The 12,391-nt window shown below is 51.9% G+C and carries 18 protein-coding genes; 17 read left to right on the top strand and 1 reads right to left on the bottom strand.

Annotated features, from left to right (window positions below; translation table 11 throughout):
* From rplR to ABNT28_RS07255, 16 genes are all read left to right on the top strand, one after another.
* Nucleotides 1–303: 50S ribosomal protein L18 (rplR, locus tag ABNT28_RS07330; protein WP_348721297.1), on the top strand; the 303-nt coding region annotated here is incomplete at its 5' end.
* A gap of 12 nt (nucleotides 304–315) precedes the next feature.
* Entirely contained in the window at nucleotides 316–885 is a 570-nt protein-coding gene (gene rpsE, locus ABNT28_RS07325) for a 30S ribosomal protein S5 (protein ID WP_348721296.1), read from the top strand.
* Between the two features lie 11 nt (nucleotides 886–896).
* Nucleotides 897–1,082, top strand: a complete 186-nt coding sequence (rpmD, locus tag ABNT28_RS07320; RefSeq protein ID WP_013047278.1) for a 50S ribosomal protein L30 — start codon at nucleotides 897–899, stop codon at nucleotides 1,080–1,082.
* A gap of 47 nt (nucleotides 1,083–1,129) precedes the next feature.
* The gene (gene rplO, locus ABNT28_RS07315; protein ID WP_332924167.1) at nucleotides 1,130–1,603 is read left to right on the top strand and encodes a 50S ribosomal protein L15; all 474 of its coding nucleotides are present in this window, start codon (nucleotides 1,130–1,132) and stop codon (nucleotides 1,601–1,603) included.
* 23 nt (nucleotides 1,604–1,626) lie between these two features.
* A complete protein-coding gene (gene secY, locus ABNT28_RS07310; RefSeq protein WP_332924168.1) occupies nucleotides 1,627–2,961 on the top strand; it encodes a preprotein translocase subunit SecY in 1,335 nt (444 codons plus the stop codon).
* On the top strand, nucleotides 2,958–3,524 hold the full coding sequence (locus ABNT28_RS07305; protein WP_332924169.1) for an adenylate kinase: 567 nt from the start codon (nucleotides 2,958–2,960) through the stop codon (nucleotides 3,522–3,524). The genes secY and ABNT28_RS07305 overlap by 4 nt, the downstream gene beginning before the upstream one ends.
* 131 nt (nucleotides 3,525–3,655) lie before the next feature.
* Nucleotides 3,656–4,024, top strand: coding sequence for a 30S ribosomal protein S13 (gene rpsM, locus ABNT28_RS07300; protein WP_332924170.1), 369 nt, complete (start codon nucleotides 3,656–3,658; stop codon nucleotides 4,022–4,024).
* 24 nt (nucleotides 4,025–4,048) lie between these two features.
* Complete coding sequence (gene rpsK, locus ABNT28_RS07295; protein WP_332924171.1) at nucleotides 4,049–4,444, top strand: 30S ribosomal protein S11; 396 nt, start codon at nucleotides 4,049–4,051, stop codon at nucleotides 4,442–4,444.
* A 79-nt stretch (nucleotides 4,445–4,523) separates the two neighbouring features.
* The gene (locus tag ABNT28_RS07290) at nucleotides 4,524–5,540 is read left to right on the top strand and encodes a DNA-directed RNA polymerase subunit alpha (RefSeq protein ID WP_332924172.1); all 1,017 of its coding nucleotides are present in this window, start codon (nucleotides 4,524–4,526) and stop codon (nucleotides 5,538–5,540) included.
* Between the two features lie 34 nt (nucleotides 5,541–5,574).
* A complete protein-coding gene (gene rplQ, locus ABNT28_RS07285) occupies nucleotides 5,575–6,009 on the top strand; it encodes a 50S ribosomal protein L17 (RefSeq protein WP_332924173.1) in 435 nt (144 codons plus the stop codon).
* A 185-nt stretch (nucleotides 6,010–6,194) separates the two neighbouring features.
* Nucleotides 6,195–6,809, top strand: a complete 615-nt coding sequence (locus tag ABNT28_RS07280) for a LysE family translocator (protein WP_332924174.1) — start codon at nucleotides 6,195–6,197, stop codon at nucleotides 6,807–6,809.
* A 232-nt stretch (nucleotides 6,810–7,041) separates the two neighbouring features.
* A complete protein-coding gene (locus ABNT28_RS07275) occupies nucleotides 7,042–8,367 on the top strand; it encodes a replication-associated recombination protein A (RefSeq protein ID WP_348721295.1) in 1,326 nt (441 codons plus the stop codon).
* Between the two features lie 18 nt (nucleotides 8,368–8,385).
* Nucleotides 8,386–8,799, top strand: a complete 414-nt coding sequence (locus ABNT28_RS07270; RefSeq protein ID WP_332924176.1) for a CrcB family protein — start codon at nucleotides 8,386–8,388, stop codon at nucleotides 8,797–8,799.
* Nucleotides 8,799–9,803 (top strand): RluA family pseudouridine synthase, encoded by a 1,005-nt coding sequence (locus ABNT28_RS07265; protein ID WP_348721293.1) that lies wholly within the window; start codon nucleotides 8,799–8,801, stop codon nucleotides 9,801–9,803. The genes ABNT28_RS07270 and ABNT28_RS07265 overlap by 1 nt, the downstream gene beginning before the upstream one ends.
* 32 nt (nucleotides 9,804–9,835) lie before the next feature.
* On the top strand, nucleotides 9,836–10,537 hold the full coding sequence (locus tag ABNT28_RS07260; RefSeq protein WP_332924178.1) for an ATP12 family protein: 702 nt from the start codon (nucleotides 9,836–9,838) through the stop codon (nucleotides 10,535–10,537).
* A 99-nt stretch (nucleotides 10,538–10,636) separates the two neighbouring features.
* Nucleotides 10,637–11,062 (top strand): hypothetical protein, encoded by a 426-nt coding sequence (locus ABNT28_RS07255; RefSeq protein ID WP_332924179.1) that lies wholly within the window; start codon nucleotides 10,637–10,639, stop codon nucleotides 11,060–11,062.
* A gap of 232 nt (nucleotides 11,063–11,294) precedes the next feature.
* On the opposite strand, the gene lipB is transcribed toward ABNT28_RS07255, so the two are convergent.
* The gene (gene lipB / locus ABNT28_RS07250; protein ID WP_348721292.1) at nucleotides 11,295–12,020 is read right to left on the bottom strand and encodes a lipoyl(octanoyl) transferase LipB; all 726 of its coding nucleotides are present in this window, start codon (nucleotides 12,018–12,020) and stop codon (nucleotides 11,295–11,297) included.
* A 116-nt stretch (nucleotides 12,021–12,136) separates the two neighbouring features.
* Between lipB and ABNT28_RS07245 the strand changes: the two genes are divergently transcribed.
* Nucleotides 12,137–12,262, top strand: coding sequence for a hypothetical protein (locus ABNT28_RS07245; protein ID WP_332924181.1), 126 nt, complete (start codon nucleotides 12,137–12,139; stop codon nucleotides 12,260–12,262).
* The last annotated feature ends 129 nt before the right edge of the window (nucleotides 12,263–12,391 follow it).

Below are 12,391 nucleotides of genomic sequence, written 5' to 3'. Positions count from 1 at the left end.
AAGCATGCTGGCGGTCGTCCACGTCTTTCCGTACATCGCTCGTCTCAGCATATCTACGCACAGATCATTGATGATAAGGCAGGCGTTACACTTGCATCTGCATCAACGTTGGACGCAGATTTCAAAAAGGTCAGCACCAAGACTGCCGATACATCTGCCGCGGCAGAGGTTGGCAAGCTGGTAGCGGCACGGGCACAGGCAAATGGTGTTGATACCGTTGTGTTTGACCGTGGCGGTTATATTTTCCATGGCCGGGTGAAGGCGTTGGCTGACGCCGCGCGTGAAGCCGGTTTAAAATTCTAGGGAGCGCTAGTGATGGCACGTAATAATGACAGGCAGGATCGTAACGCCGCCCGTGAAGAACCGGAAATGCTTGAAAAGCTGGTTGGTATCAACCGGGTAGCAAAAGTTGTCAAAGGTGGCCGGCGTTTTGGTTTTGCCGCGTTGGTTGTGGTTGGTGACGGCAAAGGCCGCGCTGGCTTTGGTACGGGTAAAGCCCGCGAGGTGCCAGAGGCAATCCGCAAGGCTACCGAAGGTGCCAAGCGTAACATGGTTCGCATCCCGCTTCGTGATGGCCGTACATTGCATCATGACATCAAGGGTGGCTATGGCGCTGGCAAGGTTTTGCTTCGCGCGGCTCAGGCGGGTACAGGCATTATCGCTGGTGGCCCTATGCGTGCTGTTTTCGAAGTGCTGGGCGTACAGGACATAGTCGCCAAGTCAATTGGCAGCTCAAACCCGCATAATATGATTAAGGCAACCTTCTCGGCGCTTAAGCATATTCAAGCACCGCGCGCTGTAGCGCAAAAGCGTGGCAAGCGTGTGGGTGATGTTCTTGGCAAACGTGCAGATAAAGGTGCCGGCGACGAAGCCGCCGCATCCTAGGGAGAAATATCATGGCTGCCAAACAAACCGTAGTAGTAACGCAAACCAGAAGTGCGATTGGCCGTCAGGCTGACCAGCGTCAGACATTGATCGGCCTTGGGCTGAACAAGATCGGACGCACCCGCGAGCTTGAAGATACACCGTCAGTGCGTGGCATGATCAACAAGGTCAAACATCTGGTCAAAGTCGAAGACTAATAATTTAGATTATGAAGGCGAATCCGCACGGATCGCAGGAGCAAGACATGAAACTTAACGAAGTCAAAGATAACGACGGCGCGACCAAGAATTCAAAGCGTGTTGGCCGTGGTATCGGCTCTGGTACCGGCAAAACATCTGGTAGCGGTCACAAAGGTCAGAAAGCACGTTCAGGCGTGTCTATCAACGGTTTTGAGGGCGGTCAGATGCCGATCCACCGTCGCCTTCCAAAGCGCGGTTTTACCAATATTTTTCGCAAGAACTATGTCGAGGTCAATCTTGGCCGTATGCAGGCTGCCATTGATTCTGGCAAACTTGATGCAGGCAAGCCGGTTGACGCTGCTGCTTTGGTAAGCGCTGGCGTCATTTCAAAGGCACGTGATGGCGTTCGGATCCTTGCAAAAGGTGAATTAAAGGCCAAAAAAGTTGAAATTCATGCCGCTGGCGCATCAAAGGCGGCAATCGCAGCTGTCGAAGCGGCTGGTGGTAAAGTTGTTATCCCAACAGCATCTGCTGAATAATTGACGTTAGGTATCTAGGTATTATGGCAACAGCATCAGATCGCATGGGCGGCGCAGGACTTGGCGGATTGGCTAAGGCCAGTGAGCTAAAAAGCCGTCTCCTATTTACGGTTGGCGCGCTGATTATCTATCGCTTGGGTACATATTTGCCAATCCCGGGTATTGATCCGGGTGCCTTGTCTGACATTTTTTCACAGCAATCAAGTGGCATTCTGGGCATGTTCGACATGTTCTCAGGTGGTGCTTTATCGCGGATGACGATCTTTGCCTTGAATATCATGCCGTATATTACCGCATCGATTATCATGCAGTTGATGACCGCCATTGTGCCATCTCTTGAAACGCTCAAGAAAGATGGCGAAAGTGGGCGCAAGATCATCAATCAATATACCCGCTATATGACGGTGGTTCTGGCAACGGTTCAGGGGTATGGCATCGCTGTTGGTCTCGAAGCGGCAAGCGGCGTTGTTGGTGATCCGGGCATGTTCTTCCGCGTCACAACGGTGGTCACGCTTGTTGGTGGTACCTTGTTCCTGATGTGGCTTGGTGAACAGATTACCAGCCGCGGTGTTGGTAACGGTATTTCACTGATTATCTTTGCTGGTATTGTGGCTAACCTGCCAACAGCTTTGGCAGGTACATTGGAACTTGGACGTACTGGTGCTTTGTCGGCATTTCTGATTGTTCTGCTGTTTGCGATGGCCATAGCTGTGATTGCATTCATCGTCTTTATCGAACGTTCAGTGCGCAAAATTCTGGTGCAATATCCAAAACGCCAGCATGGTAACAAGGTGTTTGGTGGCGATCAGTCATTCCTGCCCTTAAAGATCAACGTACCAGGCGTGATTCCGCCTATCTTTGCCTCATCTTTGCTGTTGATGCCGATTTCGATCATCAATCTGACAGGTGGCCAAAGCGGTGGTGCTGACTGGCTAGTAACTTTGAACGCATTGCTGGGTCGTGGTCAGCCGCTTTATCTGGCTATCTATATCGGCATGATCGTGTTTTTCGCCTTCTTCTATACAGCGATTGTTTTCAATCCCGAAGATACGGCTGAAAACCTGCGTAAAAATGGTGGCTATATTCCGGGTATTCGTCCGGGCAAATCTACTGCCGACTATCTTGATTTTGTGCTGACGCGACTAACCGTTCTGGGCGCTGGCTATTTGTCTGCTGTTTGTATTCTGCCGGAAATCCTGATCAGCCAATATGCTGTTCCTTTCTATTTCGGTGGTACATCTTTGTTGATCGTGGTCACAGTTACGCTTGATACGGTTGGACAGGTGCAATCGCATCTTCTGGCGCATCAATATGAAGGTCTGGTCAAGAAATCAAAGCTGAAAGGGCGCAACCGATGAACATAATATTGTTTGGTGCACCTGGTGCTGGCAAGGGTACTCAGGCCGAACGTCTGGTCTCTGATCGCGGTATGGTTCAGCTATCAACCGGTGATATGCTTCGTAGCGCGATTGCTTCTGGCAGTGAGCTTGGCTTGCGTGCCAAAGAAATCATGGATCGTGGCGATCTGGTTTCCGACGATATCATGGTTGGCATGATTGCCGAGCGCATGGATGCAGGTGATGCCGCATCTGGCTATATTCTTGATGGATTCCCGCGCACTGTGGCTCAGGCCGAAGCGCTGGAAAACATGATGACAAGCAGAGGTGATGAAGTCGCCCATGTGATTGAAATTAAAGTTGATGAGGCTGCCTTATTTGCACGTATCGAAAACCGTGCAAAGGAATCAGGTGGTACCCGTAGTGACGATAACGCCGAAACTTTGCGTAACCGTCTAGCGGTTTATCATGAGAATACAGCGCCGTTGCTGCCCTTTTACGAAGCCAAAGGGAAATTACGGACTATTGACGGTATGAACTCGATTGAGGATGTGGCGTCAGAAATAAATAAGATACTTGGATGAACTGACAGCGTTTAGGTTGACTGTAACTGGGGAATGCCTATAATTCGCCGTTTTCTGGAAAATGTTTCAGAAATGGCGCCAAAGGGCAAAACCCGAGCCAAAGTAGCCGTTAAATATAAAGGAGCCAGATAGTGGCACGAATTGCTGGTGTAAATATTCCGACCAAAAAGCGGGTCGAGATCGCACTGACCTACATTCATGGTATTGGTACAACCACTGCCAAGAATATCTGCGAAAGAGCAGGCGTTCCCGACGAACGTCGGGTTAATGATTTGTCTGAAGAAGAACTTACAAAACTGCGCGATATTATTGACGCAGACGTTCTTGTTGAAGGTGATCTGCGTCGCCAGACATCAATGAATATTAAGCGTTACCTTGACCTTGGTTGCTTGCGCGGGCTTCGCCATCGCCGCAGTCTGCCTGTTCGTGGTCAGCGTACCCATACTAATGCACGTACCCGCAAAGGCCCTGCAAAGGCCATTGCTGGTAAGAAGAAATAATCGCGGGACATCAGGAGAGCAAAAATGGCAAAACAACCTAGCCAAGGCCGAGTTCGTCGTCGCGAGCGCAAAAATATCACAAATGGCGTAGCGCATGTGAACTCAACATTTAATAATACAATGATTACCATCACTGACGTACAGGGTAATACAATCGCATGGGCGTCTGCTGGTGGCATGGGCTTCAAGGGCTCACGTAAATCTACACCATTTGCCGCACAGATGGCGGCAGAAGATGCCGGTCGTAAGGCCGCAGATCATGGTATGAAATCACTCGACGTTCAGGTGCGGGGCCCCGGCTCAGGTCGTGAGTCAGCTTTGCGCGCATTGCAGTCTGTCGGTTTTAATGTGACATCAATTCGTGATGTGACACCAATTCCGCACAATGGATGCCGCCCGCGTAAGCGTCGCCGCGTTTAATATTGAATATATAATATCCTTAGTCGGGTGCCATCTCAGGGGGGCGCCGGGTGCTAACCTCCTATAAAAGGACATCGCCATGATTGAAAAGAATTGGCTGGATCTGAAAAAGCCGGATGAGCTTGAAATAAAAGTATCTGAATATAACCCAAGTCAGGCGGTTGTCGCCGTTGGGCCTTTTGAGCGTGGTTTTGGTGTTACCATTGGTAACGCACTTCGTCGGGTTTTGTTGTCATCCCTACAGGGATCGGCGATCACAGCTGTCCAGATTCAAGGTGTGGTACACGAATTTTCGTCAATCCCGGGTGTACGTGAAGACGTCACCGATCTTGTGCTGAACCTCAAAGGCGTTGCCGTTCGTAAAGATGAAGAAGGTTCAAAGCGTCTGCGTCTTTCTGCCGAAGGCCCACTGGCTGTTACAGCAGGCATGATTTCGGAAAGCGCTGGCGTTGAAATCATGAATCCGGAACATGTTCTGTGTCACCTTGATAAAGGTGCCAGTCTGGCGATGGAACTAACAGTCGCTTCTGGCAAAGGCTATGTGCCTGCTGTTGCAAACCGCGCAGAAGACTCACCAATTGGCTTGATTCCGATTGATGCGATCTTCAGCCCGGTACTGCAGGTTGCCTATAAAGTCGAAAATGCACGTGTTGGTCAGATCACTGATTATGACAAGTTGCTTTTGACACTTGAAACCGATGGTTCGGTTACACCTGAAGATGCGGTTGCCTATGCGGCGCGCATTTTGCAAGAACAGTTGCAGACATTCATCAACTTTGAAGAGCCAAAGTCGAATGCGCCGGATGAAGACCCAGATCCATTGCCATTCAGCCGCAACCTGCTTCGCAAGGTTGACGAACTTGAACTTTCAGTCCGTTCGGCTAACTGCTTGAAAAATGACAATATCGTCTATATTGGTGATCTTGTTCTTAAAACCGAGCATGAAATGCTGCGGACACCTAATTTTGGTCGCAAGTCGTTGAATGAGATCAAGGAAGTGCTAAAAGGCATGGAACTTGAACTTGGTATGGATATCCCCAACTGGCCACCAGAGAATGTTGAAGAATTAGCCCGACGCCTCGACGAGCCGTTTTAGTCCGTTAGTCGGATCTTTTTGAAGGAGAATTAAAATGCGTCATCGCAATGCCGGTCGGAAGCTGAACCGTACCTCGCAACATCGTCAGATGTTGTTTAGGAACATGGCGCAGGCGATCATCAAGCACGAGCAAATCGTTACAACCTTGCCAAAGGCTAAAGAACTTCGTCCTGTGGTCGAACGTTTGATTACCCTTGGTAAACGTGGCGATCTGCATGCGCGTCGTCTTGCCTTTGCACGGCTTCGTTGCAACGACATGACCAAGAAATTGTTTGATGTGCTTGGTCCGCGTTACAAAGAACGTCATGGTGGCTACACACGCGTCATGAAAGCTGGTTTCCGATATGGTGACTCAGCGCCAATGGCTGTTATCGAATTTGTTGATCGTGATGAAGATGCACGTGGCAAGGATTCAGGTCCTGTCATGGGTATGGAAGACGAAGCTGAAACAGCAGATACAGCCGCTTAACGCGCAGCAATTTTTGAATATCTGATAAAGGGTGGCATGTGCCGCCCTTTATTTTTGCCTGCTTGCCCATAATCACTATCACTATCTCTATTAAGTGGCTTGTACAGATGAGCACTGTTTCTGCGACGTAAATGATAAAATTGTTAATGTGATGTATATTTCATGGTGATGAAAGGTTGTCACTCATGATCTCATTGCAATTCCTGCTCACCGCTTTTGTAGTTGTCATTGCGCCTGGTACTGGCGTGATCTACACACTTGCTATTGGTTTAGGCCAAGGGCGTTGGCCTGCTTTTTGGGCGGCATTGGGCTGTACGTTTGGGATTGTGCCACATTTATTGACGGCAACATTGGGGTTGGCGGCTCTTATGCATACGTCGGCAGTTTTATTCAGCTTGGTAAAATTTGCAGGTGTTGCATACTTACTCTATCTTGCTTGGCAAGTTTTAAAATCTGACGGTGCATTGGCGATAAGACCCGTCATTTCGCGTGATATAGGTATCAGAATTGCGCGCCGCGGTGCGTTAATCAATATTTTGAATCCAAAATTGTCGATCTTTTTCCTAGCTCTGTTGCCGCCCTTTTTGTCTGGCGATCCTGCCAACGCGACGCTTGAGATGTGTTTTCTTGGCTTTGTCTTTATGGTGCTTACCTTTGTTATATTCATGATTTACGGCCTGTTTGCTGCCAAAGCGCGTGATTGGTTATTGGGTAGTACCATGGTAATGCGCTGGCTCAATCGTTCAATTTCTGCAATTTTTGTTGCTTTGGCGATACGATTGGCATGGGAACGTGCCTAATATTGAAAAATTTAGGCAATCTAGTCGTTCTGTTTTTTGGGGATAGCGGGAAACCATGTATCACCAGCAACATGGAACAAGTTCTATTTTTACCATCTGGTTTTGCCTTGCATTCTGATTGCACTTATATGGAATACATTACCCATAATGTCCTATCAGATGTGATGCGAGAGGATATGATCCGGGAAAAATAGCACTGGCGGCAAACCCGCGCTTAGGCGATTATACCCCCATGAATGAATTTGATTTTGGCGATACCAATAAAGATGTACCATTGGCCGAAGCCTTGCGCCCGCACACGCTTGACGACGTTGTGGGTCAGGATGGTCTGTTGGGCGATGACGGGCGTCTGCGCCTGATGCTGGCACGCGATAATCTGGCGTCAATCATCCTATGGGGGCCGCCTGGTACAGGCAAGACAACGATTGCACGTTTGTTGGCCGACGCTGCCAGCATGGAATTTGAACCAGTTTCAGCTGTCTTTGATGGTGTAGCCGATCTGCGGAAAATCTTTGCCCGCGCCGAAACCCGTTTGCGTGATGGCAAGCGTACATTGCTGTTTGTTGATGAGGTACACCGTTTCAACAAAGCCCAGCAGGATGGCCTGTTGCCGCGTGTTGAAGATGGCACTGTGACTTTGGTGGGGGCAACGACTGAAAACCCCTCTTTCGCGCTGAATGGGGCGCTATTGTCGCGTGCGCAGGTGCTGGTACTTGAACGATTGAACAATGCCGCCCTTGAATCCATCCTAAAGCGCGTCGAGGCGCATATAAACGCACCATTGGCGCTTGATGAAGATGCCCGCGCTGCCCTCATTGCCATGGCTGATGGTGATGGGCGTTATTTGTTGAATATGGCATCTTTGCTGATTGATCTGCCAGCCGCACCACGGCTTGATCTTGATTCCATGGCGCGGCTTGTTACCAGCAAGGCACCCGCTTTCGACAAAGCAGGCGACCAGCATTATAACCTGATGTCGGCTTTGCATAAAACCTTGCGGTCATCGGATGCTGATGCAGGGCTTTACTGGCTCGCGCGCATGTTGGCAGGGGGCGAAGACCCGCATTATATTCTGCGGCGTTTGACGCGCTTTGCTTCTGAAGACATCGGTTTGGCTGAACCCGAAGCCTTGCCGCGCGCCTTGGCGGCGTGGCAGGCCTTTGAACGCCTTGGCAGCCCCGAAGGTGATCTGGCTATCGCTGGCTTGGTAATTTATCTGGCCACCGCACCAAAATCGAATGCCGCCTACAAGGCATACAAGGCCGCAACGCGTGCGGCTGACGTCACGGGATCGCTTTCACCGCCAGCGCATATTCTAAATGCCCCGACCAAAATGATGAAAGAGCTTGGCTATGGTGCCAATTATCAATATGACCATGATGATCCAGATGGCTTTTCTGGACAGAATTGTTTTCCTGACGAAATGGAACGCGCGCAATTCTATCATCCGGTTGAACGCGGCTATGAACGTGAAATCGCCAAACGGCTTGCTTATTGGGATAAATTGAGACAGCAAAAACACATGGTTGCCACTAATGACATCAATAATGACACATAGGCATGAGGGCAAAAGATAATGGTGGGGATAACCTTTCCCAGCTTTGCGATGGTGCTTGTTGTCGCTGCCGGCGGGGCGATGGGCGCGGTAATCCGCTATCTTGTATCCTTTTGGGTTGGGGCTGGAATTTTCGGTATTTCGGGGCCACTGGCAACGCTTATTGTCAATATTATCGGTTGTGGGCTGATGGGGCTTCTGGCTGGCGCGGTGGCGGGCGGCATGCTGTTGCCTGACGCATGGCGTGGTTTTGTTGCCGTTGGTTTGTTGGGTGCTTTGACCACTTTTTCTAGCTTTGCGCTTGATGCGGGAAACTTGTTACAGCGTCAGGGTATATTTATGGCAGGTGCGTATGTGGCGGCGTCAGTTCTGTTATCATTACTTGTATTTTCACTGGCTTTTGCGCTGATGCGTAGTTTAATAGGGGCGCAATAATGAACTCTGCCGATGCTACAAAATGGCGCTTTGAAGCGATACCCGAAGATGAGGATGGAAGTCGGCTAGACCGGTTTTTACGTCGGCTTATTCCGGGACTCGGGCAGGGACAGATCGAAAAGATGTTGCGAAATGGTCTGATCCGCATTGATGGGGCAAAGGCCAAATCGGCTAGCCGTGTCGCCGTGGGACAGACAATCCGTTTGCCACTATCCATTGATACGCTGGCATCGGCAAAACCAGCAGCACATGCGGCCACGGCAAAGTCGCTTGCTACTCCTATGATGGGCGGGGCGCCGTTGCAGAAAACCTTTAATGACATGGTGATTGGCGAAGGCAAAGGCTGGATCGCATTGAATAAGCCAAGCGGCTTGGCGGTTCAAGGGGGCACAGGCACCAAACAGCATGTCGATGGAATGCTGGCCGCGCTAGCTACCCGCGGTGGTGAGCGTATGCGGCTGGTACACCGGATTGACAAAGATACATCGGGCGTTCTGTTGCTGGCCAAAAATCTGGGTTCAGCGCGAAGCCTGACCGATGCCTTTCATAAACATACAATCGAAAAAACCTATCTGGCCTTATGTATGGGTTTGCCGCCTGAAGATGGCGCGATCAAACAGGCGATCAGCAAATTGCCAGGCAAGACAGGCGAACGCATGGTTGCCGATGATGACGGGCAATCGGCGCATACATTATTTCGCCGTGTCGATCATGCGGGGCGCAAATTGACCTTGATGGCTTTGCGGCCATTGACAGGGCGGACACATCAGTTGCGTATCCATATGGCGCTGGTCGGGCATGTGATTTGCGGTGATGGTAAATATGGCGGTGTTGATGCGCATCCGGGCGGCATGGTCGCGCGGCAATTACATCTGCATGCGTGGCAGTTGAAATTGCCTGATGGCAAGCTGGTCATCGCCCCGCCACCCCCGCATATGGTCGCCAGCCTAGATGCGCTGGGGCTATCAATGCCGCCAAAAGGCTGGCGGTTTCAGGATTTTTGATTTGCTTCAAGATAGTGTTTTAAGGAGTGAACATGCAGACGCGGAAACGCTTTTATAAAGATGTGGCAGCTGTCGCGGCGGATAAAGGCTGGCAAATCCAGCTTGATGGGCGTGCGGTAAAAACCCCGGTTGGCAGTGATCTGTTCATGCCGACAGCGGCACTGGCGCATGCGATTGCTGATGAATGGGATGCCCAGACCGAAGATATTGTCCCCGCACGCATGCCGCTATTTGCCTATGCGGTGACCGCGCGTGACCGTGTGGCTAGCCAGCGCGAGGCGGTGATTGCCGAAATCACCAGCTATGGCGGCAATGATCTGCTGTGCTATCGAGCGGATGATGCGGTTCTGGCGGCACGACAGGCAGCAGAATGGCAACGATGGCTAGGCTGGGCTGAGGCCGAGTTAAACGCGTCATTGGTCGTTACCAATTCGATTATGCCTGTGAATCAACCTGCCGATGTGGTCGATGCCTTGCGTGTTTGTGTGGCGGCCTATGATGAATGGCATCTGGCGATTTTGCACCGGACAGTCAGTCTGGGGGGGTCACTGGTGATGGGGCTGGCCTGGCTTCGCGGCGCAATCGACAGCGAGAATTTCTTTGCCACCACCTTTCTTGATGAATTATGGCAAGTCGAAAATTGGGGCAGTGACTGGGAAGCCGAGGATCGGCGTAGCTTTATTCGCGCCGAACTGGACGATGCGGCACGCTTTCGCAATCTGCTGGCAGACTAGGGGATTAATGACTGAAAGATAGAATAATGCGATGCGTTTGTTCACGAAATGTTTCACGTGAAACATTTTTCGGCTGATCATGTGCGGCGGATATTTAGGATGGTGATAGGGGGGGATGGCATGACAGCATTGGCACCACAGATTTTGACACGATTGTCGCGCTATCGGGCGGATGATCTGGGCCCGCATGCGGCGGCGATACTGGCCGAATTGCAGCGCGCGGCGGCTGTGCCTTTACCCTTGACGATTGTCACGCTGGCGGCGGCGCTGGTTGATATTGTCGCGCATGAAGCGGCGGGCCCGTCTGGCTATCTTGATGGTGCGGCCTTTGCCTATGCGGGGAATAAGGCGGCGCTGGGCTGGCTTCGTGGGCGGCGCAACAGCATTCTGCATCATGAAGCCCCGTCAGATGGGTTGATGGGTGAAGGCGAGGCGGTTAGCTGGCAGATGGCCGATGCCGAACGTGCTATTCACGCATTGCTAGATTATCTGGAAGATATTTCAATCGAAGATGATGGTTATTGAGGCATGATTCCCAAACAGGCGTGACGCCACATAGGTACGTCACACGGGGTGACGCCACATAGGTACGTCATACGGGGGGACTCCACATGGGGGACGCCACATAGGTACGTCATACGGGGGAACTCCACATGGGGGACGCCACACGGGGGGACGCCACATAGGGGACGCCACATAGGCGGCATACGGATAGGCGCGGCGCTGGCACAGGCGGGCTGGTTGATTAGGTTAGGTGTTAGTCCGCACGATAGGCAAGCGGGCTGGTAGCGCCAAAATGCGTGTCAAAATGGGTGCGCATGGCCTCATCCAGCTGGTCAAATGTGACCCCATGCCCCAGCGCATGAAGCGAGGTCACGCCCGCATCAGTCACGCCGCAGGGGACAATCGCGTCATAGGCGGCCAGATCGGGTGCCAGATTGATGGCGATGCCATGCCAGCTGACCCAGCGGCTGACGCGCACGCCAATGGCGGCGATCTTGTCATAGCCGGATGTGCTGTTGCCGGTATGCACCCAGATGCCAGGCAACCCCGCGCGCCGCGTCCCAGTGACGCCAAAGGCGGCGATGATGTCGATGATCCAGCCTTCGAGCGCATGGACATAGGCGCGGATGTCGCCGCCACGTGCGGCCAGATCAAGCATGAGATAAGCGATGCGCTGACCTGGGCCATGATAGGTCCATTGCCCGCCGCGCCCAGTGCGGTGCGTGGAGATGGCGTCGTTTTGCAATAATAGATCAGCATCACGCGCCGAGGTGCCGCCCGTATAGACCGCCGCATGTTCGAGTAGCCAGACCGCCTCAGGCGCGCCCTTGGCACGGATGGTGGCATTATGCGCGCCCATGGCCTCGATGATGGGCAGATAGGGCTGAAGGCCGGAAAAGGATTGCCATGTGACGGCGGATGTGGGGGAGGATGATGGGGGCTGTTTCTGGGGATTGGTGCTGTCAAAATCGGGCGGCATGGCTATGGGCGATCCTGTGTATGGCCGAAGACCAATTTATGGCCGCAGACCAATTTTAAAAGAGACAAGAGGGTAAAGATGACCCCGTGCGGCGGTGTCTGTCAACGGGTGCTATTATGAGTGGGGTTCATGAGTGGAGTTTGCGCGGGGGATGTTTGCGCGGGGGGCGCCAAGAAGGGGGGGATCAGGATAGACCCAGCGCGGCGCATGATGTTGGCAAAGCTAGGGGGTGGCAAAGTTAGGGGCTTGATTAAAGCCTTGATTAAAGCCTTGATTAAAGTCTTGATTATAGCCGGGCATAATGACATATAGAAGTCACCTCAAACGTGCGGCCGTGGCGGAATTGGTAGACGCGCAGCGTTGAGGTCGCT

The sequence above is a fragment of the uncultured Candidatus Puniceispirillum sp. genome (assembly GCF_963979125.1).
Lineage (GTDB): Bacteria > Pseudomonadota > Alphaproteobacteria > Puniceispirillales > Puniceispirillaceae > Puniceispirillum.
The sequence above is the reverse complement of the archived record's forward strand: the minus strand, read 5'-3'. Positions and strand labels throughout refer to the sequence as shown.

Excerpts from the sequence above, each read along its gene's own strand:
- ABNT28_RS07290 (WP_332924172.1), top strand. The coding sequence starts at position 4,524 with ATGATTGAAAAGAATTGGCTGGATCTGAAAAAGCCGGATGAGCTTGAA.
- ABNT28_RS07305 (WP_332924169.1), top strand. The coding sequence starts at position 2,958 with ATGAACATAATATTGTTTGGTGCACCTGGTGCTGGCAAGGGTACTCAG.
- ABNT28_RS07255 (WP_332924179.1), top strand. The coding sequence starts at position 10,637 with ATGGTGATAGGGGGGGATGGCATGACAGCATTGGCACCACAGATTTTG.
- lipB (WP_348721292.1), bottom strand. The coding sequence starts at position 12,020 with ATGCCGCCCGATTTTGACAGCACCAATCCCCAGAAACAGCCCCCATCA.
- ABNT28_RS07270 (WP_332924176.1), top strand. The coding sequence starts at position 8,386 with ATGGTGGGGATAACCTTTCCCAGCTTTGCGATGGTGCTTGTTGTCGCT.
- rpsK (WP_332924171.1), top strand. The coding sequence starts at position 4,049 with ATGGCAAAACAACCTAGCCAAGGCCGAGTTCGTCGTCGCGAGCGCAAA.
- rpmD (WP_013047278.1), top strand. The coding sequence starts at position 897 with ATGGCTGCCAAACAAACCGTAGTAGTAACGCAAACCAGAAGTGCGATT.
- rplQ (WP_332924173.1), top strand. The coding sequence starts at position 5,575 with ATGCGTCATCGCAATGCCGGTCGGAAGCTGAACCGTACCTCGCAACAT.
- ABNT28_RS07275 (WP_348721295.1), top strand. The coding sequence starts at position 7,042 with ATGAATGAATTTGATTTTGGCGATACCAATAAAGATGTACCATTGGCC.
- rpsE (WP_348721296.1), top strand. The coding sequence starts at position 316 with ATGGCACGTAATAATGACAGGCAGGATCGTAACGCCGCCCGTGAAGAA.
- ABNT28_RS07280 (WP_332924174.1), top strand. The coding sequence starts at position 6,195 with ATGATCTCATTGCAATTCCTGCTCACCGCTTTTGTAGTTGTCATTGCG.
- secY (WP_332924168.1), top strand. The coding sequence starts at position 1,627 with ATGGCAACAGCATCAGATCGCATGGGCGGCGCAGGACTTGGCGGATTG.
- ABNT28_RS07260 (WP_332924178.1), top strand. The coding sequence starts at position 9,836 with ATGCAGACGCGGAAACGCTTTTATAAAGATGTGGCAGCTGTCGCGGCG.
- rplO (WP_332924167.1), top strand. The coding sequence starts at position 1,130 with ATGAAACTTAACGAAGTCAAAGATAACGACGGCGCGACCAAGAATTCA.
- ABNT28_RS07245 (WP_332924181.1), top strand. The coding sequence starts at position 12,137 with ATGAGTGGGGTTCATGAGTGGAGTTTGCGCGGGGGATGTTTGCGCGGG.
- ABNT28_RS07265 (WP_348721293.1), top strand. The coding sequence starts at position 8,799 with ATGAACTCTGCCGATGCTACAAAATGGCGCTTTGAAGCGATACCCGAA.